Below are 21565 nucleotides of genomic sequence, written 5' to 3'. Positions count from 1 at the left end.
GTTACCCCTCGGAACTCATGGTAATTAGGATTGAGTGCGTCGAGCCGTCACGCACCACTTGAAGGTTGGCTTCTGTGGCATTCTTCAATGCTTGGTAAACCTCCCGCACTTTCTGCGGTTCATTCACCTCAATGCCATTCACTGATACAACGATGTCATCTGGACGCAATCCGACCTGGTCAAACAGCTCGCGTTTGCGCCCCGGCCGCACTTTATAACCGATCATGCGACCATTTTCTGTGGCGACCATAAAGCGCACCACATCGCCTATGTTTCTGGCTTGTTCAATCTGGTCACGACTGACCGTCGTCGCCTCAGGAGCGGGGCCGGTACTGATTGGGGGGGGAGTATAAGTGGGCTGTGGCGCTGAACTGGCGACCTTTAAACCATCTTCGCCATACAACCATAGCTCTTCCAGTTTGCCGTTATTATTCAAAATCACTTTCAGCGCATGGATTTCGGCAATTTTTACGCCGCGAGCGTTATCGATTTCATCGCCGATTTTGTATAACTTTTGATCGTTTGCACCACCAATGATTGCCCATGAAAGCTTGGGATCATTAGCCGCAATAATGCCCTGCAGCTCCAAATTGAGCTGGGTTATTTCGATGCGGGGTTGCTCAATGATTGGCTGCTGCACTATTGGCTGTTCGCCCATATTGCCAAACAGATTGAGTGACTGGATGCTGGTGATGTCGATATTGCGACCTGTGCCACTATCGACCCGCACTGCAGTCGATGGAGTCACGGGTGCCACTGGCAGTTTGGGAGCCGGAACCAGATACCAGACGAGCACGGCCAGGTTGTGGCAGATCCAAAACAACACCAAGCCCAATACGGCCATACGCCAGAACTTCAGCGGTACCTTTTTCACCACTGCAGCCCATCGTGTCAATGCGGCCTCTGCATTGGTAAAGAAGGGATTATTGGCGACGTTATTCAGGGCCACCACAGATCTCCGTTAGGGGCGTTGAATGATACGAAACCTGTGCGAGAACCTACACAGGGTGCGCAAGTATGCAGGTAAATTATTATGGATTCACCCACAATATCTCTTAATTAGACTTAAGCTGTAAACACTTTGCATCAAATATAGCCTTTAAATTCCGTATTTTGGGGCCTGTTCCTCACCCTAAGTCTCAACCTTGTTTCAGCGAAAAACAGTTTGTATCCTAGCGACCTTCGCGCAGAGGTACCCTATGTCTGAGATGTATATCATCCGTAATCAGGACCATTTTTACCTGAGCAAACAAGGTGAGTGGGTCGACGGCAGCGACAGCCACGGCCTATTCCGCACTGCGTATAAAGATGAAGCGATCAACGTAAAAGTCGAACTGTCAGTGCGTGACCCACATTTGCGCCTCACCATAGTCCCGGGTGTCCTCGACGAAAAAGGTCACCTGACCCTAAAAGGTGGCGAAGCCATAGGCCCGGTTATTGACCAAAGCCCAGATGGTTCGTTCAGCTCTGCCGCCACGGAATCCGCGGACCAAGCAGCAGATCACATTGCCGAAGATGCTATGCAACCTTCCGACTCATGCGCATAGCACCCAGTCTTCAACCAGTTCCCCAATTTGCTGTACTGTTAAAGCCTAGCCGCAAATTCTCTGTGCGGCTGCCCCTGGTCAACTGAGGATGGCATTGTGAGCCAATATACAAAGCTCAGCCCCGAGCAGATCCCTGCCGGATTATTCGATCGGGAGAATGCCCCTCTGTTGTCAGGCATTCTGCGCGGTGTCGAAAAAGAATGTTTAAGGGTTGCAGACTCCGGCTGGATTGCTGCGACAACTCATCCGATAGGCTTGGGTTCTGCACTTACCCATCCGCAGATCACGACAGACTTCAGCGAAGCCCTGCTGGAATTCATTACCCCGCCATCGCACCGACTGGGCATGTTGCTGGAGCAACTTACGTCTCTCCATCAATTCACCTACCGCCATATAGGCGACGAACTCCTGTGGAGCCACAGCATGCCTTGCCTGGTGGGCAAGAGTGACGATATTCCGGTTGCGCTCTACGGCACCACCAATCGCGGCAAAATGAAAACCGTCTATCGCATTGGCCTCGGCCACCGCTATGGTCGGGTGATGCAAACCGTTGCAGGCGTTCACTACAACTTTTCGTTGCCGGGATCGTTTTGGGCCTTCATGCATCAGAACGAAGGTTCAGTGGAAGAGCTGGACCAGTATACAAACCGGCGCTATTTCGACTTGATCCGCAATTTCCGTCGCAACTATTGGTTATTGATTTATCTCTTTGGTGCCTCACCAGCACTGTGCCGCAGTTTCGTACAGGACCGTCCTCACGCACTGCAGCCGTTTGGCGAAGATCAAAACACCTTGCACCTGCCCTATGCAACCTCCCTGAGAATGGGGGACCTGGGATATCAAAGCAAAGCCCAAGAGTCTCTGTATGTGTGTTACAACTCACTGGAGAGCTATGTCAAAACCCTGGGCCGCGCTATTACAACTCCTTACGCACCTTATGCAGAGATAGGAGTCACCGACAGCGAAGGCCACTTCTGCCAACTCAACACCGGCTTGCTGCAAATCGAAAATGAGTTTTACAGCGCCATTCGCCCGAAGCGCAGTGCGCAGAAAGGTGAAACGGCGCTGACCGCTCTATGCCGCAGAGGGGTTGAATATATTGAAGTGCGCTGCCTGGACATAGATCCCTTTTCGCCCATAGGTATCAATGCGGACCAGATCCGCTTTCTCGACATCTTCTTATTGTTTTGCGCCCTAGCCGACAGCCCCCATTGCGATAGAACCGAGTTTCAACACATTCTCGCCAACCAGAAAATCATCGTCAGCGAAGGCCGTCGTCCGGGTGTCGATCTCATCACGCCGGAAGGCCAGAGTATCTCTATGCGCCAATGGGCCAATGAGTTGTTCGATGCGTTTCAGCCATTGGCGGAACTGTTGGATCAGGTGCATGGCGGCAACGCCTATAGCAACTCATTGAAAGTACAGAAAAACAAAATCGACAACCCCGATTCCACGCCATCCGCTCGCGTGCTGACAGAACTGCACGAGCAAAAGCTTTCCTTCCATCAATGGGCAAAACAGCGGGCCGTTATCCATAAACGCACACTGCTCGCGCAGCCGCTCGCGCCTGCAGTGGAAAAGCTTCTCAATGATATGGCGGAAGAATCGCTGACGTTGCAAGCAGACGAAGAAAGGCAAGAGCAAGCGCCATTTGCCGATTACCTTAAATCCTATTACGAGCAATATCAGCGCTGCTGCAACGAATCGAAAGTGGCCTAAACGGTACTGCCTTTGAGATAAACGGTTATTTTTGGATTAAAAAGGCGTTGAAGTAGAGATCGACCACACCTTCTACCTGGTCCTCTCGCTGGATGACTTCGCGCACCGCCTGCAGTGCCTCTTGCCGCAGCGCTTCTTTACCCTCCTGAGACGAAATACTTTCGTCTGTTTGAGCGGAAAACAGCATGACAAGGTTATTGCGGATATAGGGCATATGGTGGCGCACAGAATTGGCGACTTGCTGGTCCTGTAAGCGCAACGAGATATCCGCCTTGATATATTTCAGCTTGCCGGGACCACCGTAATTCACAATAAATGCCGGTTTCAACGGTAGATAAATATTCCCCGCATTGCCGCCAGTGGCTTCTGCCGAGGCGTCAGAGGACGCCCACGCGAAGGATGGAGCGAGCCAGGCGCAGGCCAGCAACATGATTACTCTCAGCAACATTTTGCTTATCTCGTTTGCGATATTCGAACTTAAGAATAGTTGAATCCCCGTTCTCTGCTTGTTAGAGCAAAACGGCGCCTTGAGTTAAAACGAAACTTTCACTACCGTACAGCGTCCATCAGGAAAATTTTAATGCGGACTCCGATATGCCCTTACCTTCATCTCGCCAGACGTTTTTGCTGATTTTTCTCGGCTGTACCGGATTGATTCTCACCGGCCTTTATATGCAGTACTTCATGGATCTTTATCCGTGCCCGCTGTGTATAACGCAGCGAATTTTCATTATTGCGGTGGGACTCACCGGGTTGCTGGGGTTCATTTTTAATCCGCAGGCTAAAGGCAGAAAAATCTTCGGAATACTTGGGGTTCTGTTTGCTATTTTGGGCGGCTCTTTTTCCACCCGCCAATTATGGTTGCAAAGTTTGCCGCCAGATCAGGTACCCGCGTGTGGTCCCGATATCAGTTATCTGCTGGAAAACTTTCCTTTAATGGATGCTTTGTCGGTGCTTTTGCGCGGCGACGGCAACTGTGCGGAAGTCGTGTGGACCTTTCTTGGGATCAGCATCCCCGGTTGGACACTCGTCGCTTTTATCGGCTTAGCCTTATTTAATATCTGGCAGATCTTGCGCCGCGCTTGATGCGGCCTAAGTGCCCACTTCTCTTTGGCCCCGCTTCGATCTAACGCCCTCCAAATGCCCTAAACCCGGTTAAAGTTTAGGGCTTGCTCATTGCTCGCAGATCACCTATCTTGCTGAACAAGCCAGTCAATAATCCCAATTCGAATAATAATGGCTTTATAAAACCGAGGAATTATGAATGCTTGAGAACTGTCAATCGGCACGGGAGCGATGGGGTGGTGTAAGCGAAATCATCGACCGGTGGTTACAAGAACGACAATCCCTTCTGGTATTGTTTTGCAAACTTAGCGCAGAAAAGGAAAGCAATTTCACAGCAGAAACGGAAGAAAACCTGCGCCATTTCTGCCAAATCCTAGTGGATTATGTCTCCGCCGGACACTTTGAAGTTTACGAACAACTTCTGAATGAAGGACGTGAATTCGAAGACCAGGAGGGACTCGCGCAAGCCAAGTCGCACTACAAAATCATAGATACCACCACCGAATTTATTCTCGACTTCAACGATAAATATCAGGAAACCGATGACTTGAGTTCTCTGATAGCCGACCTATCCAAGTTGGGTGAATCTCTCGCTATCCGCTTCGAAGCGGAGGATCAAATGATCGAAGTGCTCCACCATTCGCACAGAGATCAGGTGATATAGATTCACACTCGCCCAATAAAAAAAGCAGCATTAGCTGCTTTTTTTATGTCCCTGGCCATCATCGGGAGTGCTGCTAAGCTTCCAATGAATAGCCCCCACCAATTCGAAGACCGCCGCATGAATCCGCGCACATTTATTCCTTTGCAACACTCCGCAACATTCCGTTGCTGTGCGCGGGCTCTGGTCGCGATTTCTGTATTAATGGCTGGGTTGGGCTGTAGCGAAAAAGCGCATCCACCAGCGGGCCAAATAAAAGTGGCTACCGCAGGGATTTATGCAGGTACGTTGGACGATCGTGGAAATTATGCGGTGATCGGCTCCATGCATCACGGCATCAGTTATTGGCGATTATCCGATGAAGAGCGCCTGTTCAACTGGAGCCATAAAGCGGCGACCGACACCATTTTGGCCGCTGCGGATACCTCCCCGGATGGCAATTGGGCGCTGACAGCCGATACTAATACATTAGTGTTGTGGGACACCAAAACGGGTGAGGCTTCGCGCTACTGGCAGGCACCAGGAGAAATATCCTCGGTACAGCTTTCTTCGGGCGGCAATAAAGCACTTTTAGGATTGGCTGACCACACGGCGGTAATTTTCGACGTCAGACGCGGCGGAATTATTCACACGTTCAATCATAAGGATCGGGTTCACAGCGTCAGCCTCGATGACAAAGGATTGATCGCCGCTACCGGCTCAGCGGATTACACAGCTGTGACATGGGATCTGCAAAACAACAAACACTTTGTACGTATGCGTCACAACGACGAGGTCCAATTGGTCGTCCTGTCGCCCGATGGCAGCCTTGTTTTATCCGTCAGCCAATACGATAAAGCCATTATTTGGCGCAGTCGCGACGGCCAAGTGGTAGGGGAAATTCCGCTCAAGGCGGGACGAGTAAAGCGCGGTTTAAGCTTCACCAGTGCTCGGTTCAGCCCGGACAATCAATTTTTATTAGCGGGCCAAACGGATCAGACCATCTCGTTATGGCATTTGAACGATCTTAAAAACCCCACCATTTGGAAGCTAGGGCAGCGCAGACTATGGAAACCGGCGGGTGCAGCAGTCATTGATGTCGCCTTTAGCGAAGAGCAGGGGAAATTTTACGCAATTGCATCAAATGGACTGGTTTTTAAATTGACCCAGAAAAAATAAACGGGGCCGAAGCCCCGTTTATTTTCAACACCTTTATATCAAGGGTGACCTTCCATTGATGGATTGATTTCCAACAACTCCACTTCAAAAATCAGCGCGTCGTTTGGACCGATCTGTCCAGAAGTACCACCTTCGCCATAGCCCAACTCTGGCGGAATGTACAATTTGAATTTATCACCCACTTTCATCAACTGCAGCGCTTCCACCCAACCGTTGATCACGCCTTTAACCGGGAAGCTGACAGGCTGACCACGTTCGACGGAGCTATCGAATACAGTACCGTCAACCAGAGTGCCGTGATAATGCACTTTGACCACGTCATCTTCAGTCGGTGACGCAGCGCCTTCCGGAGCAGCGGTCAACACTTCATACTGCAAACCGCTTTCGGTGACTTTCACGCCATCTTTTTTCGCGTTCGCAGTCAAAAACTCTTGCGATCTTTTCAGGTTTTTCTCAGCAGCCACTTTGCGCTCTTCTTCGCGCTTGCTGTGCTGCTCTTCCTGGAAGGACATCATGATTTGTTGCTGCTCGGCTTGAGCAATGCGGGGATCTTTGCCATCCAGAACATCCTGGATTGCAGCGGACATAACTTCTTTTTGGAAATCAAGTCCGTTGGCCTGAGCCTGTTTAGCCATGTTATATCCGACGATGTAGGTCATCTTCTGTTCGACGGTGTCGAGCTTGACCTCAGTTGAGGCTGCATTATTGGATTCTTTATTACAGCCTGAGGTAACCAATACTGCAGCTATGGTGGCACCCAGAAGGCCGGCTTTGGTGACGTGTAACTTCTTCATAGTGTTTTTCCAGTGAGCTCCTATTATTCAAAGGGTTCTCAGCTGTAGCGGGCGAGCCTTACTCCCGGGGTGCCGAGAAAACGAACTTGGTGCGCCATGGTAACGCAATTTTTGGCGGGATCGCAGACTGGCAGCACATTTTTTTGCTTTACCCACCCTCCCTTGAAGCATTACCCGCCAAAGTTGCCGAGCGAATGCTCGTATCGAAATTTCGACTCCCAACGAAACACTCAAGGCGCGCCGATCCAACCCCGTATTCAACTAGATATTTCTTGGCGGAAATCCTGCGAAAACGACATTTCACATCAATTAACAATACGTGCGATTGGGCTGTGTTATTACTGATGCTCGATCGCGATTCTATTCATTTCAATTAAATCGCGAATATTTAGTGATATTTTTTTGAAAAGTTGCATTTTTAAACTTGCAAATAGCGCAAAAACTGTACATTTTTTATTTGAAGCACGCTATTATTTTGAGTGTTGATTGAATCCCTTGTTTAACATTACACAGGTATCCCGTATGGCTGCGCCGAAAAAAAAGAAGGTAGATCCCGTTCTCGCACTCGAAAAACAGATCGCCCAACTGCAAGGACAACTCGCTAAAGCTCGCGCGAAAAAAGTAAGCGACGCGCAAAAAGCACTTAAAGCTGCTCAAAGCGGTGCCGCAAAAAACAAGACTGCGTTGAGCAAGGCTAAAGACAAACTGGCGGCTGCTGTCGCTGCCAACAAGAAGAAAAAGTCTCCAGCTAACCAAAGCAAAGTTAAGCAGCTCCAGGCTGAAGTGGCAAAACTGAAACAAGCTTCAACTGAACTCAAAGACGCAATTGCTGCAGCAAAACTCGAACTTGCCCAGGCAAAAGAAGGCGGTAAAACCGCAGCAGCAACCTCAAGCAAAGCTCCTAAAGCCAAAGCTGCTGCGAAAGCGACTGGCAAAAAACGCGGACGCAAGCCAAAAAGTGAAGCTGCCGCAGCCCCTGCAAAAGCGAGCAAAAAGGCAGATAAGAAAGCCGAGAAAGCCAGCAAAAAAACTGAGAAAGTCAGCAAGAAAGCTGAGAAGGCAAATAAGAAAGCTGAGAAGACCAGCAAGAAAGCTGAAAAGGTAGTGGTTGAGAAGAAAAAGCCCGGCAGAAAACCTGGCAAAGCAAAAACTGAAACTGCGCCAGCTGCAGCAGAAACTTCCACAGCGCCAAAGCGACGCGGTCGTCCTAAAAAGAATGCCGCCCCAGCGGAAGTGACGGAAGCTAAGAAAGCTACTGAGAAGAAAGAGAAAAAGGCGAAAAAAGCCAAGCTTCCCAAAAAAGAAGATGTGGTATCAGCGATTGAAGAAATTGCCAATGAGCCATCAGTAGTGGAAACCGCTGAAACTTCAGTTGAAATTCCGGCTCCGGCAGAAGCCGAGCACGCCTCTGAAGAAGCTACAACTGAAGCACCTGCGGCACCAACCAGCCTGTTCGATAGCGAAGCCTAATCATCCCACGCCGGCCGCCACCTTCTGGTGGCGGCAATTATCTGATTCCATCGTCGACCAAAGTCGATATTTGTATCTTAGAAGCGCAGTTGGTAGCCCGCGATCAAGTACGAATAATCGATATTGATCTTCTCATCCACATCCCGAATCGCTTCATTACCTACCTCCAAACGAAGATCGGTATTGCGCCAGGGGCGATATGAAAGAGCCAAACTGCCACGCACATTGGTTTGCGCCGTGTCGTCGGACTTTTTCTGGGTGTATTTCAACTGCACTTTCGGTGTAACGAACACGCGGTTGTTAAACAGGCGAAAACGCTCGGACAGCTGCAGAACATTGGAGGAGGATTGGGTGGTATCAATAAAACGCAAACTCATGATCGCCGAGTCATTGCCGCCAAAAAAGTTCTCGACAACCGCTTGCACGCCTACGGACGAATAGCGGTACTCGGCGTCTTTCGATTCCACAGTCCAAGTCAAACCACCGTCTTCTGCAGTAAAAATGGGGATATCCGTACTGACGGAGTGATAGACATCGGTAATGATTTGCAGCTCGTCGTCCACTTTCCACTGGTGGCTCAATGAGCCGAATTCGTACAGAGACGTTCGTTCCAGTGCGTAATAAAGGAGGTAGTCACGGTTAAACTGATCGCGTAAATACTGCTCCAGATTCAGATAGGGTTGCCCTATAAGAATGTTGGTAGAGGTCAGAAATGGCGACCGCTGGCGACCGTAATGAGCGGAGAGTTGGTGTTTGTCGTTGATATGGTAAGAACCCTGCCAGCGCAGAATATTCAGCTCGGCGAACTCGTAGTCATAATCCAGGTTGAGGTAGCTGGAGAACTTTTTCGATACATACTGCGCTTTGCCACCGTAAGCTGCCCGATCAGTCTCGCCATATACAGTCTGCTGGGTGATATAGCCACCAAAGCTCCAGTGGTCATCCCAGTCGAAGCTGGTTTGCAGGCTGTAAAATTTGCGGTCCATGTAATCGTAAAAGTCGGAAAACTGCACAGGCACACCTGCGCTGGCGCCGATTTTCCAGCGCTGCGAGAGCGGGTACTTCACGCTCACCCCGTCAAAGTAGTGATACATACCGCTGCCGTAATCGCGCTGCCGGCCGCCCACCAGGTTCAAACCTGTATTCACATGGGTGTAATTCACATAGAGGCGCTTGATGACGGTTTTATCGTCATCTACATAGTCGAGCATGTCTGCTTGGTCATAACCAGCCAAGCGCACTTCTACTTCATGTTCTGGATGGCGATAACCCGCGGTAAAGTCATAATTGGTCGCTAGAACGGAAAATACATCTTCCGTTGGCAGATGTTTGCCGCCGCGTTCCATGTAGTTGTATGACTGACCAAACAAACCGCGCCAATAAAATTTGGGGTTGCTCTCGGCATATTTGGATTTGCGCAGCGCCCCTTTGCCATCGTCCGCCGCGGTTTCCAATGCACGCAGACGCTGGTTGATGCGCTTAGCGCTGCTACCTTCCGGATTGCTCTCTACTAAATTGCGATACGTCTGCAGCGCCAGGTCTGTTTGGCCGAGGCGCTCATAGGTCAACCCCATCAACTCCTGCGCCCAGGTAGAGATTTCGCGATCAGACGCCAGCGACAGCACCGCGTAATAATTCAATGCCTGCTGGTACTGTTGGTTCATATAAAGATTTTTGGCTTCCGCCAGAATGGCCTGGAGGCCGGCGTGTTTATCTTCTGTAGACGGTGAGAGCCAATACCAGGATTGCGCATCTCCCGAAAACAATTGACGGTGCTCAGTGGGCGCAACGCTGACGACGCGCAGACCGGTAAATGCAGAACCGTTATCGGCGATAAATTTTTGTGCTTCCTGGCGTGAAATAAAAAATCCGAGATGCACCAACGGCAAAGGTTTGTTTTGCAGAAGCGTCGGGGAGGTATAAAACGCAAGGTAACCATAGCGACCGAGGCGATTGCGCAAAGCATTTACACCGCCCGCGCTAACCGGCCACTCCACTGCATAACCCGCATTGGCGTAATCGCGGTACAGGGAAAAAAATGTTTCCGCCTGCGGCTCAGTTTCCTGAGCCACGGCCACAACTCCGCAGACTGATAAAGCAGTGGCGAGGATGGCGTTGAGGAATGTTTTCGTTAAATTTTTCATAACACCTTATCCATCACCACTAAAAAGATAAGCCGCCCAAAAACGACGTAGTGCTTTTATGGCATGTATCGCACTCCAACGGCCCTGTTGGTATGTGGCCATCAAACTGCCCTTTAGCAATGACTCCGTTATGGCAGGATGAACAGGTCCCCAACACAAAATCGTGATTGACCACCGGTACCGAAGGCCAGATTTCCGTGCTCGTATGACACTCGTTGCATTGAGCATTCGGCAGCACATTGATGTGATCCACGGGTTTGTCTTCGGCGTGACAACCCTGACAGGTACCCGCAACAAACTGGTGATCCACTCGCATCACCGGAGAGAAGGCCACTGTGTTGTGGCAGTGCTGGCACTCCAATGTGTTGATCGAAATATGCGTAGCAGGAAATGACGTATCGGCATACTGGCCAAGATGGCAGGACGAGCAGTTGTCACTTACCAAACTGTGGTCAACTTCTCTGGGTTGCGTCCAGAACGTCGTGAAATGGCAATTGCCGCAGCTGTCTTGTAACAGCGGCATATGCTCCGCCGGTTTGCCCGGTGCAATATTGTTGTTGTGACAATCCACACAATTGCCGATCACAAAATCGTGGTCCACGCGTGTGACTGGAGCAAATGACACTGTGGAATGGCAAGCATCGCACTGTTGTTGCGTACGGATATGATTATCCGGCTGCCCTAGTGCAACAGTATTGTTGTGGCACTGGACACAAGACCCGCGAACAAAATCATGATCGACTCTTAATACTGGGCTAAACGCGACTGTGGAGTGACATGCCTCGCATTGCATCTCCGTCTGAATATGATCTGCATCCTGGCCAATCGCGTTGATATTGTTGTGGCAGGTAAAACAGGGGCGATCAGTCACGTGATCGTGATTAAACCGCGCGGGTTGCCAACTGAGCTCTGAATGGCAGTCGGCACAATTGTTTTGGGTCGGAATATGTTCGGGGTGCTGCCCAGGCGCAATGATGTTGTTGTGACAGTTCTGACAGAGACCGAAGACCTCGTGGTGATCCACCACCGGAACTGCCTGCCACGAAATCGTGTTATGGCAGGAGTCACAACGATCACTAGATAAAATATGCTCGATGGGTTTGGGCGTGGCGTTGAAGCGGCCATTGATGCTGTGACAGGCGGCGCACTCGCGCGGCGTGCTCTCAAACTGTCCGTTGATATGGCAGCTTTCACAGGGCACAAAATTGTGCCCACCAGTGAGTTCAAAACCGGTTTTTGCGTGATCAAAAAGGCTGCCTTGCGCCGCTGACACGCCGGCCCAGCCGATCAAGATCAACAGGCCAAGCACCCGCATACACCACTGCATTGCTCTGATCATGGGTCTAGTCCTGCAGTATCAACTCAAAAAACTTGTTCTGACTGTGGCACCGGCCGCAGTCCAGGCCAAAACCGCCGTTGTGAATATCCTGCCGTGCGTGACATTTACCACAGACTGGTTGGGTCTTGTGCGGATCAGTTCCGGGAGCATGACAGGCGTCACAGGCAAGATTCTCGTGTGAACCCAAGAGCGCATAGCCGGTGAATTCTTCGTGATCGAACTGCCAGAGGTTCCAGGCATTGGGCGAATGGCAACTATGGCAATTCTCACCGAGTGCGCCTTTGTGATGATCATCCTGCTTGTGACAGCTCACGCAATTGGTGCTGGTGCCGGCAAACTGGTTGCCGATATGGCAGTTCTGGCAAGGAACAATGCTGTGCAAACCCACCAACGGAAAGTTGGTGAAGTGGTGGTCGAAGCGATTGATTTTCTTCCAACCGTCAGTGATATGACAGGTTGCGCAAATCTGCATTTCCGGATTTTTGTGTACATCATCTGCGGCGTGGCAAGACGCACAGTCGCGCGGCAAATCATCTTGCAACGCACCTACGTGACATCTCGTACAGGCGAGCGCCTGGTGTTTGCCAGTGAGCGGAAAGCCGGTGACCCGCGCGTGATCAAACTTGGTTTTTTTCCACTCCGCCGGAGTATGGCAGCTCTCACACTGCTTGCCGTTGCGCCCCAGGTGAATATCGTCGGTGGCGTGGCAGCTGTGGCAGTTCATCGGCGTATTTTTTTCCACCACACCATTGGTATGGCAAGCGCGGCAGGGAATCTGCGCGTGTTTATGGGTCAGCGGAAATTCCGTGGTGTTGTGATTAAAAATGCGCTTATCCCAACCATCCACTGAGTGGCAGGTATCACACTGCTTGCCGTTTTTACCTGCGTGCACATCCTTCGCCTTGTGACAGCTCACGCAGGTGGTTTCCTGGAATTCGTAATTCTGTCCCGCATGGCAGCCACTGCACGCCACTTCACGGTGCAGCCCTTTTAGCGGAAAACCAGTCTGGGAGTGATCGAATTCCAGGCGCTTTTGCCAGCCGTGAGGCTCGTGGCAGGTCTGACATTCCGTGCCCAATGCGCCTTTATGGAAATCATCTTTTTTATGGCAGCTCGCGCACTCGGGTTCAGCATCGCGGAATTTTGTGCCGGGTTTGTGGCAGCTCTCACACGCCAGAGGCGCATGTTTGCCCTGCAGCGGAAAGCGGGTGAACTCATGACTAAAAGCGTCGATCGCAATTCCGACAATGTCGGCATCGCGGCCGAGGTGATCGGTATGGCAGGTATTACAAGGTTTGACGCTGGCTAGCGGAGACTGGCCATGGAAACCGGTTTTGCTCGTGCGGTCCGCGCGAATTTGATCGTGGCAGTCCAAACACAGATTGGACATGGCGGATTTATCGAAAGTCGAATGGCACTTATCGCAATTCGCTTCAAATTCCGCGTGCCCTTTGATCAAGTCACCCGGCATCAGCACACGCTGCTTGATGGACTGTCCCCAAGCAGATCCGCTGAACAATAAGCACAAGATCAGCGCCCACAGTGAATATTTCATTCGGCTATCCATTCAATAAATGCCATTCGTTAGATGTCATTCAATACTTATGAACCACTTACGTGGGCGATGGCCGTGATAATCATGTGACCTAAACGAAGAAGCTGTAACAGCGTTCGTCCACTCAGGGTCATACCACTCGACCTGCAAAGATCCCATCTGCTTGAACAGATGAATTCCTACCACTACGAGGTTCCAACAACACACTAATCAACTGCATGGCGGTTAAATAGGAACCGCCCTTGCAATTCAAACAGGGCTATCGTCAGCCAGACTATTTAATAGAAACGGCTTCTGCGCAGGGAGAATGCCCATCTGCGCAAAAACCCGTTTTTGGATGCAATGACCAAAGCAACACCCAGATGGGCTTTTGGTTATTGCAACCATAATATGTTAATTTGAACGCCACGACCAAGTTCACTCTAGTTCGGCAAGTCGATATTCGAAGACAGCCAATGTTGAGGATAGCCAAGGTTGCGCGGTGTGGGGATTGTTAACCTCTGTGGACCTTCCCGACTTTTTATACTTTTTAACCCAGCAGCTTATACTTTTCGGACGTTGGTTGCTCGATTTATCGCCACAGGGTTGATCAAATTTTAAGTAAAAGGATTGAAATTATAGGGGACATTCCTACACCAAAGTGAGCAGTGCATCTCACTGCCCGCGGAATTATCAACTTCTCTATATAGTGAATGCTAAACCCAATTGATTAAACTACGCGCGGCGAACGCGGGATTTTAATGGGTGACGATCGATATAGGGTTGAATGGTGATCGCGCAGCGGCAATTTGAATTCCGTGAAGCTCGTAAAGATCAACTTATGGATTTCTGGCACCATGCCATTAGATCCAAATCCAATCATGGTGCACAGGCCCCAAGGCCTGGGCACTCGGAACAAATAAATAGGACAAAAAGTCCTTATCCTGGGCGGCCACAGCCGCATTTTGGTTACCTGCGGCAGCGCGTAAATGAACGCTCTGCGAGGGAATCTCATTAAAGGAAAACAAATTCCATAGAGTGGCTCTGGAGATCAGCAGGGTCTGCAGACACTACCTATGATTAAGTCGTAACCTGTGCAATTGACCTTGTTGCGCAGTGCCGGAATCGAAGTGGAGGCAAAATTTGGGACTTGTTAATTTCGGGTTGCGTATTGGCGCAACCTTTCTGGCTTTTAGCATCATCGCCGGCGCGCACGCCGACGATATGGCTGCTGCACGCAAAGCCGTTCGCCTGCAACAATTCGCCGAAGCAGCCGCGCATTACCGCAGTGCCGCCGAGTCTGGCAATCCCGATGCCCAGTACGAATTGGGCAATCTGTATTTGTTGGGACGCGGTGTCAAAAAAGACGAGCGGACTGCACAGCAGTGGTTCGAGAAGGCGATAAATCAGAATCATGCCGGCGCTCAGTTCGCCCTGTCCCAATTGCTGCAATCCCATTCGCCTGAACGCGCCCGCGGTCTCCTGGAGGCTTCTGCCTCCCAGGGTTATGCCCCGGCGAAAAACCTGCTCGCGCGCGGTGTTCCGGAAACCAAGGTCAACCAAGATGCACCAATGGAAAATCAATGGTTTGGCGCAGCGCGCAGCGGCCAGATCGACCTGCTCAACCGCCTGCTGCAGCAACACGGCAATATCAATTTACAGGACAGCGCTGGTCGCACCGCGCTGTTCTACGCCGTGCAAAGCGGCAATGTCGCCGCAGTGAACTGGTTGCTGGAACGCAAAATCGACGTCCGCCACGCTGATAAATTCGGCTTGACGGCAACTCAGGCCGCCCTGGAAAGCAAGCAGCCAGCATTGGTTCGCAAGCTGCTGGAAAAAGGTGCAGACAAGGGCCAAATCCTCAGCAATGGCGACAACCTGCTGCACTACGCCATTCGCCTCAAACAATACGATCTGATAAGCCATTTGGTGCAGCTCGGGGTGAATGTCAATCACAGCAATAAAGAAGGTTTGACGCCGCTTGATCTGGCCGAACAGCAACAACACAAGCCCACCATGGCACAGCTGGAGAAGCTCGGCGCCAAACACGGCCAGGGCTGGCGCCGGGGCCGCGCAACCCAAGACGTGACTGTGGTAGCTGCACAGCTGGAAGGCGACCGTTTACCTCCCGCCGCCAAAGCCGTGATCAACGACAATGCCCCTCTGCTCAACCAACTGCTCGCCAAAGACCCCAGTGCGGTCAATTTGGAACTGGAAGACGGTTCTACGCTGCTGATCCTGGCGATCAAGCACAAAAAACCCAAGATGGTCGACGCGCTGATCAAGCACAACGCCAAGGTCAATCAGAAGGCCTATCGCGGGCAGACGGCGTTGCATGTCGCCGTGCAAACCGATCAGGAAAATATGGTGAAAACCCTGTTGGCCGCTGGCGCCGATGCAGGCATTACAGATAACAGCGGCCGCGATGCCCTGGTTACCGCGCTGGAGCAGGATCGCCTGGATATGGCGGATCTGCTGCTGACAAAGCTGATGGGGAACGCCACCAGCACTACATCCATCAAGGCACATTTGACGGTCGCCAAAGCGCCCGTAGACCGTTACATATTGCTCGCCACCCAGCACCATGCAACCAAGATCCTGGACCGCCTGTTGCCCTTCGCCAGCTCTGCCGCCGCGGTCGATGAGCAACAGCGCAACGCCTTGTGGTTTGCCGCCGCAGAAGGCAATGACAAGCTGATTCAGCGCCTGTTACAGGCGGGCGTGCCCGCCAGTCAGGCCGACTCTGTCGGGCGCACGCCTTTCCAGATGGCGGTTGATAATGGCTGTCTGGAGTGCGCGCGCCAGCTACTGCCCCACAGCGCCATTGATCATCAGTCAACCAGCGGCAATACAGCGCTGATGATCGCCGCCACCAACAAAAACGCGGCTATGACCTCCTGGCTGTTGCAGAACAAAGCACAAGTGGACTTGCGCAACCAACGCGGCGATACGGCGCTGATGATTGCGGTTTCTTCCAACAGTCTTGATGTGGTTCGCCTGCTTCTGGATGCCAATGCGAGCGTAACGCGCAAAAACCGCCTCGGCTTTTCCGCTATAGATCTTGCCAAACAAGTCAGCCCACAAATGCACGAGCTTGTGCGCAGCAAATCGGTGCTGGGGGTTTTTTGATTTTTAAGGGCAGGAAGCCCTCCTTAATCTCCCTGTTAATCAACTCGCTAAACCTGCATAAACAAAGATGTAGGTTTTACATTTCCCTTTTAAATTCCTCTCCTCATCAACCCGTCACAAAATTTATCTTCGAACAAATTCTGCCCAAAATCATAAAAATCAACACCTTTGATTTTATTGCCCAATTCTTGCAAAAGCTCTTTGGTTCAAAAAACAAATATTGAAATGCGGATCGCTAAGGCGCGCTTCCGGTGAATTTCAAGCAATTCCAAAGGGTATTTAGCTATGAACTATGAACACAGAGATGGCCAGCGAGAGCCAGCAAGTTCCCTGAACAATATCAGGGAGGATTTGCAAGCGGCATTGCAAAACACTGTAAGAACCACGCAAGACGCGGCGGATTATTTACGTGAGCATGACAATCCGGACCTTTCACATTACGTAGCGGAAATTGCTGAAGGTGTCGGTTCGTTTGCGAAAAAATTGCAAACCAAAAGTGTCAACGAATTAATTCACGATATGGAAGCGGTAGCGCGGCGCAATCCCGCTTTGTTTATTGCTGGCAGCCTTGCCATCGGCCTGGGATTAAGCCGCTTTGCCAAAGCTTCCTCGCGACGGCTTCAGTCTGAATATCCGCGCAGCGAATACGGTGCGGATTATGGTGCACAAGATGATTCGGAAGCTTGGTTTGATCGCTGGGAGGATGAACCCTGGTCAGACACACTGGAAGATCGCCATATAGTGGATGAGCCGTATGACTCTTCTGAAAATTTTGCTTCTTCCGCGAGCGATAATTTTGCTTCTTCCGAGAGCTATGCCTCTTCCGCGAGTGACTCGCCTGCTTCTGAAATTGACGCACCTATGGAGTCGGAAGCGGATTATGTCGCTGATGATTTCGCCGGCACAGAAAATCCCTCCCTCGACGAAATCAACAGCCCGGATAAATATGATGTCAACGAATTATCGTTCGAAGACGACATCGCGGAATTTCAACGCGCGCGCAGCCCGCGCTCAACCGCATCCAATTCCAATGATTTGCTAAACGGAGGTAAACGTTATGAGTGATTACAACCAATCTCATATTCGCCCGATTCCATCAGCGCAAAATCATTCTGCGTCGCTCACCAGCCTGATGAAACAATTAGCGAATGACATCACCTCTTTATTCACTAAAGAATTGGCTCTGGCAAAGGTGGAAATTTCTCATTCGGTTGACGAAGCCAAATCAGGGTTGGTCAGCCTGGTCACCGGCGGTTCAGTTTTATTTGCAGGATTTTTATTTATTCTGGCCGCGGCAACTTTTGGACTTGCAAAAGTCATGGAGCTTTGGTTGGCGGCATTGATTGTTGGTTTGGTCGTGTCTATTGTCGGGTTTGTAATGGTCAGTGCAGGCAAAAAGAATTTAAAAGCCTCGTCATTTAAACCACAACATACATTGGACTCCCTCGACAAAGATCAACGAGCGGTAAGGAGTGCGTTATGAGTCTCAAAACAGAAGCACAAAAAAACCAGGAACAATTAGAAAGGGAAATTGCGGAACAGCGCGCGCATATCGGCCAAACCATCGACGCATTGGAGCAAAAATTCTCTCCCGGCCAAATGTTGGATCAGGTTCTCGCTTACGGCCGGGAAAACGGCGGGGAATTTGCGCAGAATTTTGTTAATACGATTAAAAATAATCCCGTACCGACAGTACTCACCGCTATCGGATTGGCCTGGATGATGTTTGGCAGCCAAAGACGTGCAGCCTATCCACGTTCTTATGAGCATGCGAGTTCCAGTCCGGATTATGACGAGCCGGTCAGTGCAAGTTATGGTTTGGATGCGGATTACGATCCAGCCTATCGTGGGCCCTCGCGCAGTGCTGATGTAAAAGAAAAAGCGGGGCAGGTAAAAGAGCAAATGAAGGATTCCTGGCGCGGCGCGCGCAGAGCGGGCGATCGATTGCGTCATAGCGTCGGTCACACCGGCAAGGAAATTCGCCATCAGGCTCATCGCGCATCTGAGGGATTTCAGCACCTTTTGGAGGATCAGCCGTTGGCTGTGGGCGCAGCTGGTGTCGCTCTGGGAGCGATCATTGGCGGAAGCCTGCCATCCAGTCACGTTGAAGATAAATTGATGGGGCGCGCTAGAGATGATGTGCTTAATAAAGCGAAGGAAGCATCAGAGGAAATTACTCAGCGCGTAGAGAATGTCGGGAAAAAATCCGCTCGGGATATCAAGGAAGATTTTGCCGTGAAGCCCTATACACCGGAACCGAGATATTCGGATAGTGCGCCCAAATTAAATTCTTAAACAAGCAAATCCCGGCATAGCCGGGATTTTTTTATTTTAATTCTCTTTCAATCGCCTCCAGCGCAGTTTGCAGAGTTTTTCGCGGCGCCCCCAGATTCATGCGCATAAATCCGCTGCCGACTTTGCCGAAAATGATACCGGCACTAAAACCCACGCCACAGCGATGAATAAAAAAGTCGCGCAGCTGATGATCATCCATTTGCAGTTGCCTGCAGTCGAGCCATAACAAATAAGTGCCTTCAGCATCATTGGCACTAATTTTCGGTATACGCTCAGCGAGAAATTGTCGGACAAATTGTTTATTGCCGTCCAGATATTGCAAAAGCGCATCCAACCAATCGGCACCGTCGCGATAAGCCGCTTCAAAGGCGACAATACTAAAAGGGTTATGGTTACTGACGTGGAGCAACTCCATGGTTTGCAGAATTTTTTTGCGCTTCTGCGCGTCCGGCACTATCAGACTGGACAGACCCATGCCCGGAATATTAAAAGTTTTGCTCGGTGCAACGGCAGTAATTAAATTGCGCTGAATAAAATCGGCAAATTCCGGTTCGCTCGCAAAAGTGCCGAGCATCGTATGCTTATGACCTGGGAAAATAATATCCGCATGAATATCGTCAGATACCAGAATCAAATCGTGCCGCATGGCAATGCGCAATAATTGACGCAATTCCTCTGATTTCCATACCCGACCGACCGGATTGTGCGGCGTGCAGAATAATAGAATTTTTGCCTCAGCTGCCTGTTGATCCAGTTCAGCAAAATCGATTTGATAATTGCCGTCGATTTGCTGCAGCGGATTTAATAGCAAACGCCGTTTGGTATTGGTCACTGTGGAAAAAAACGGGAAATACACCGGCGGCTGAATAATGACGCCTTCCTGTTCATTCGCCAGCGCCAGACAACAAGCGTGCAGCGACGGCACCACACCCGGCATCATCAAAATCCAATCCCGCTCGATACGCCATTGATGCCGCGTTTGAAACCAGTCGATGACGGATTGATACAAACTTTCCGGATAGAGCGTGTAACCCAATACCGGATGTTGAGCGCGCTTATAAATGGCTTCGCTGACGCATGGCGGCACCGCAAAATCCATATCGGCAACCCACAGAGGAATAATATCGCCACGACCAAAATAGCGCTGGCGGCCGTCGAATTTTTCCGAGTCTGTGTTGGTGCGATCTATAGGGAAATCGAAATCAAACGTCATGGGCGGGGGAATGAATAGTGGAGATTGCTGCGGCATTCACCGCAGCGAAAAATAATCATCAAGGTGCGCTGACCGCCGCTTCCTCGGCTTCCAGGTTGTAGCCGAACTGGCGCCCCTCTTCGAGGAAATAAGCCGCTATCTGACCAGAGCGCTCGATGGCAAAACGATCCAGGTAATCAAACAAACTGAGGCATTCTTCCTCCGGACCAACAGAGGGCAGGCGCGAAGTGAGATCTTGCAAACGTTGCAGCAACACTTTTTCGATGGCCAATTCCGCCGCGAGTATGTGTTTGCGCACCAGCTGTTCCTGCACACGGGTAAAACTGCTGGCGGCAATAAGTTTATGACGCACCTCGCGCAGGCCACCCAACAATTCCTGATTGATACCGCCGACTATGGCAAGCGCCTGATCCAATGCCGACGGCGGCACATGAATGCGATTGGAGTCGATCCAGCACAACCAAAGAATCGTGTCCACATTCGCGCCGTAAACATCCTGCAATTCCAGGCATTTCTGGCGAATGGGCTCCTGGGCGTAAAAACCCGTGGCATAGGCCCACAGGTTGGTTTTGATCTCGTGGGTCATGATCGATCACTCCTCATTTTATTGCCCTTTTTTGGTCAGGCTTATTATTCATGAGCCGAAATTCGAACATGTGTTCTCGGCGATCTCAGGTCAGAGTTTCGGTAACTTAGACGGCGACGACTGCCTTTTTAAAAACTTACTCAGTTACCTAAATTCGATTTGGCGACCTAACACTACGCGCTTGTTTCATAAGCGTCCACTGCGATGATTTATTGCAGCGCGAACTCCATCAAATTTTTTCGAAAAGCAAATCCCATACCCCATGCCCCAAACGCTCGCCGCGGGCTTCGAATTTGGTTTTCGGGCGGAATTCCGGGCGCGGCGCAAAATCGTTTTCCGTGTTGCGCAGAGACGGTTCGGCGCTGAGCACTTCCAACATCTGTTCCGCATAGTTCTGCCAATCCGTCGCCATATGCAATAAACCGCCTTTGCCGAGCTTGCTTGCAACCAGCGCTACAAATTCCGGCTGCACGATACGGCGTTTGTGGTGTTTTTTCTTATGCCATGGATCGGGGAAATAGAGTTGAAAACGGGCAATGCTGGACTCGGCAATACAGTCCGTCAGCACGTCTTTCGCATCCGCCATATAGACGCGCAGATTGGTCACATTTTCTTTGGCGGCATTATTGATCAGACGACCAACGCCGGGAGGGTGAACTTCAATGCCGATGAAATTCAGGTGCGGTTCCGCCTGCGCCATGGCGAGCAGAGAGTCGCCCATGCCAAATCCCACTTCCAACACCAGCGGCTGATCATTGCCAAATGCCTTTACCGGATCGAGCAAACCGTCAAACAGGCTCAAACCATAGGTTGCCCAGTGCTCGTCAAAGGCGCTGCGTTGGCCCTCGGTCATACGGCCAGCGCGGATAACAAAACTGCGAATGGATTTGGGTTTAAATTCGGGTTTGATT

At 50.8% G+C, this 21565-nt stretch carries 19 protein-coding genes; 10 read left to right on the top strand and 9 right to left on the bottom strand.

The window, feature by feature from the left end:
* Nucleotide 1: 1 nt before the first annotated feature.
* Nucleotides 2–949 (bottom strand): type II secretion system protein GspC, encoded by a 948-nt coding sequence (gene gspC / locus DWB84_RS12100; RefSeq protein WP_187410044.1) that lies wholly within the window; start codon nt 947–949, stop codon nt 2–4.
* Between the two features lie 250 nt (nt 950–1199).
* On the opposite strand from gspC, the gene DWB84_RS12095 reads away from it, so the two are divergent.
* Entirely contained in the window at nt 1200–1547 is a 348-nt protein-coding gene (locus DWB84_RS12095) for a hypothetical protein (RefSeq protein ID WP_187410043.1), read from the top strand.
* 96 nt (nt 1548–1643) lie between these two features.
* Nucleotides 1644–3266: a glutamate--cysteine ligase gene (gene gshA, locus DWB84_RS12090; RefSeq protein ID WP_187410042.1), complete on the top strand. Its 1623-nt coding sequence runs from the start codon at nt 1644–1646 to the stop codon at nt 3264–3266.
* 25 nt (nt 3267–3291) lie between these two features.
* On the opposite strand, the gene DWB84_RS12085 is transcribed toward gshA, so the two are convergent.
* Nucleotides 3292–3714, bottom strand: coding sequence for a flagellar basal body-associated FliL family protein (locus DWB84_RS12085; protein WP_255428960.1), 423 nt, complete (start codon nt 3712–3714; stop codon nt 3292–3294).
* A 146-nt stretch (nt 3715–3860) separates the two neighbouring features.
* Here DWB84_RS12085 and DWB84_RS12080 point away from each other — a divergent pair, with 146 nt between their 5' ends.
* From DWB84_RS12080 to DWB84_RS12070, 3 genes are all read left to right on the top strand, one after another.
* Nucleotides 3861–4352 carry a disulfide bond formation protein B gene (locus tag DWB84_RS12080; protein ID WP_187410041.1) on the top strand — a complete coding sequence of 164 codons (492 nt, stop codon included), beginning with the start codon at nt 3861–3863 and terminating at the stop codon, nt 4350–4352.
* Nucleotides 4353–4530: 178 nt separating this feature from the next.
* Nucleotides 4531–4995: a sigma D regulator gene (rsd, locus tag DWB84_RS12075; RefSeq protein WP_187410040.1), complete on the top strand. Its 465-nt coding sequence runs from the start codon at nt 4531–4533 to the stop codon at nt 4993–4995.
* 84 nt (nt 4996–5079) lie between these two features.
* Nucleotides 5080–6150: a WD40 repeat domain-containing protein gene (locus DWB84_RS12070; RefSeq protein ID WP_187410039.1), complete on the top strand. Its 1071-nt coding sequence runs from the start codon at nt 5080–5082 to the stop codon at nt 6148–6150.
* A 38-nt stretch (nt 6151–6188) separates the two neighbouring features.
* Here the strand turns inward: DWB84_RS12070 and DWB84_RS12065 are convergent, their stop codons facing one another.
* Nucleotides 6189–6944, bottom strand: coding sequence for an FKBP-type peptidyl-prolyl cis-trans isomerase (locus tag DWB84_RS12065; protein WP_222868145.1), 756 nt, complete (start codon nt 6942–6944; stop codon nt 6189–6191).
* Nucleotides 6945–7466: 522 nt separating this feature from the next.
* On the opposite strand from DWB84_RS12065, the gene DWB84_RS12060 reads away from it, so the two are divergent.
* On the top strand, nt 7467–8414 hold the full coding sequence (locus DWB84_RS12060; RefSeq protein WP_187410038.1) for a hypothetical protein: 948 nt from the start codon (nt 7467–7469) through the stop codon (nt 8412–8414).
* Between the two features lie 77 nt (nt 8415–8491).
* Here the strand turns inward: DWB84_RS12060 and DWB84_RS12055 are convergent, their stop codons facing one another.
* The 3 genes from DWB84_RS12055 to DWB84_RS12045 are packed head-to-tail and all read right to left on the bottom strand — an operon-like array spanning nt 8492 to nt 13452.
* Entirely contained in the window at nt 8492–10558 is a 2067-nt protein-coding gene (locus DWB84_RS12055) for a hypothetical protein (RefSeq protein WP_187410037.1), read from the bottom strand.
* 19 nt (nt 10559–10577) lie between these two features.
* A complete protein-coding gene (locus tag DWB84_RS12050; protein ID WP_187410036.1) occupies nt 10578–11897 on the bottom strand; it encodes a cytochrome c3 family protein in 1320 nt (439 codons plus the stop codon).
* Nucleotides 11898–11901: 4 nt separating this feature from the next.
* Nucleotides 11902–13452, bottom strand: coding sequence for a cytochrome c3 family protein (locus DWB84_RS12045; protein WP_187410035.1), 1551 nt, complete (start codon nt 13450–13452; stop codon nt 11902–11904).
* Nucleotides 13453–14574: 1122 nt separating this feature from the next.
* On the opposite strand from DWB84_RS12045, the gene DWB84_RS12040 reads away from it, so the two are divergent.
* From DWB84_RS12040 to DWB84_RS12025, 4 genes are all read left to right on the top strand, one after another.
* Nucleotides 14575–16560: an ankyrin repeat domain-containing protein gene (locus DWB84_RS12040; RefSeq protein WP_187410034.1), complete on the top strand. Its 1986-nt coding sequence runs from the start codon at nt 14575–14577 to the stop codon at nt 16558–16560.
* A 285-nt stretch (nt 16561–16845) separates the two neighbouring features.
* Entirely contained in the window at nt 16846–17625 is a 780-nt protein-coding gene (locus DWB84_RS12035; RefSeq protein ID WP_187410033.1) for a hypothetical protein, read from the top strand.
* A complete protein-coding gene (locus tag DWB84_RS12030) occupies nt 17618–18043 on the top strand; it encodes a phage holin family protein (RefSeq protein WP_187410032.1) in 426 nt (141 codons plus the stop codon). Before DWB84_RS12035 ends, DWB84_RS12030 begins: the two co-directional genes overlap by 8 nt.
* On the top strand, nt 18040–18855 hold the full coding sequence (locus tag DWB84_RS12025) for a DUF3618 domain-containing protein (RefSeq protein ID WP_187410031.1): 816 nt from the start codon (nt 18040–18042) through the stop codon (nt 18853–18855). Before DWB84_RS12030 ends, DWB84_RS12025 begins: the two co-directional genes overlap by 4 nt.
* Nucleotides 18856–18886: 31 nt before the next feature.
* On the opposite strand, the gene DWB84_RS12020 is transcribed toward DWB84_RS12025, so the two are convergent.
* The 3 genes from DWB84_RS12020 to trmB form a co-directional block, all read right to left on the bottom strand.
* Nucleotides 18887–20104, bottom strand: a complete 1218-nt coding sequence (locus DWB84_RS12020) for a MalY/PatB family protein (protein ID WP_222868144.1) — start codon at nt 20102–20104, stop codon at nt 18887–18889.
* Between the two features lie 22 nt (nt 20105–20126).
* The gene (locus DWB84_RS12015) at nt 20127–20654 is read right to left on the bottom strand and encodes a TIGR02444 family protein (RefSeq protein ID WP_187410030.1); all 528 of its coding nucleotides are present in this window, start codon (nt 20652–20654) and stop codon (nt 20127–20129) included.
* Nucleotides 20655–20883: 229 nt separating this feature from the next.
* Complete coding sequence (trmB, locus tag DWB84_RS12010; protein WP_187410119.1) at nt 20884–21564, bottom strand: tRNA (guanosine(46)-N7)-methyltransferase TrmB; 681 nt, start codon at nt 21562–21564, stop codon at nt 20884–20886.
* Between the last annotated feature and the right edge of the window lies 1 nt (nt 21565).

Source organism: Saccharophagus sp. K07 (assembly GCF_014336955.1).
Taxonomy (GTDB): Bacteria; Pseudomonadota; Gammaproteobacteria; order Pseudomonadales; family Cellvibrionaceae; genus UBA5868.
This window is presented reverse-complemented; position numbering and strand designations above follow the sequence as displayed.

Coding starts and splice junctions, on each gene's coding strand:
- DWB84_RS12045 (WP_187410035.1), bottom strand. CDS start 13,452: ATGAAATATTCACTGTGGGCGCTGATCTTGTGCTTATTGTTCAGCGGA.
- DWB84_RS12055 (WP_187410037.1), bottom strand. CDS start 10,558: ATGAAAAATTTAACGAAAACATTCCTCAACGCCATCCTCGCCACTGCT.
- DWB84_RS12060 (WP_187410038.1), top strand. CDS start 7,467: ATGGCTGCGCCGAAAAAAAAGAAGGTAGATCCCGTTCTCGCACTCGAA.
- DWB84_RS12050 (WP_187410036.1), bottom strand. CDS start 11,897: ATGATCAGAGCAATGCAGTGGTGTATGCGGGTGCTTGGCCTGTTGATC.
- DWB84_RS12065 (WP_222868145.1), bottom strand. CDS start 6,944: ATGAAGAAGTTACACGTCACCAAAGCCGGCCTTCTGGGTGCCACCATA.
- DWB84_RS12085 (WP_255428960.1), bottom strand. CDS start 3,714: ATGTTGCTGAGAGTAATCATGTTGCTGGCCTGCGCCTGGCTCGCTCCA.
- rsd (WP_187410040.1), top strand. CDS start 4,531: ATGCTTGAGAACTGTCAATCGGCACGGGAGCGATGGGGTGGTGTAAGC.
- DWB84_RS12070 (WP_187410039.1), top strand. CDS start 5,080: ATGAATAGCCCCCACCAATTCGAAGACCGCCGCATGAATCCGCGCACA.
- DWB84_RS12035 (WP_187410033.1), top strand. CDS start 16,846: ATGAACTATGAACACAGAGATGGCCAGCGAGAGCCAGCAAGTTCCCTG.
- DWB84_RS12095 (WP_187410043.1), top strand. CDS start 1,200: ATGTCTGAGATGTATATCATCCGTAATCAGGACCATTTTTACCTGAGC.
- DWB84_RS12020 (WP_222868144.1), bottom strand. CDS start 20,104: ATGCCGCAGCAATCTCCACTATTCATTCCCCCGCCCATGACGTTTGAT.
- DWB84_RS12015 (WP_187410030.1), bottom strand. CDS start 20,654: ATGACCCACGAGATCAAAACCAACCTGTGGGCCTATGCCACGGGTTTT.
- DWB84_RS12080 (WP_187410041.1), top strand. CDS start 3,861: ATGCCCTTACCTTCATCTCGCCAGACGTTTTTGCTGATTTTTCTCGGC.
- DWB84_RS12025 (WP_187410031.1), top strand. CDS start 18,040: ATGAGTCTCAAAACAGAAGCACAAAAAAACCAGGAACAATTAGAAAGG.
- DWB84_RS12030 (WP_187410032.1), top strand. CDS start 17,618: ATGAGTGATTACAACCAATCTCATATTCGCCCGATTCCATCAGCGCAA.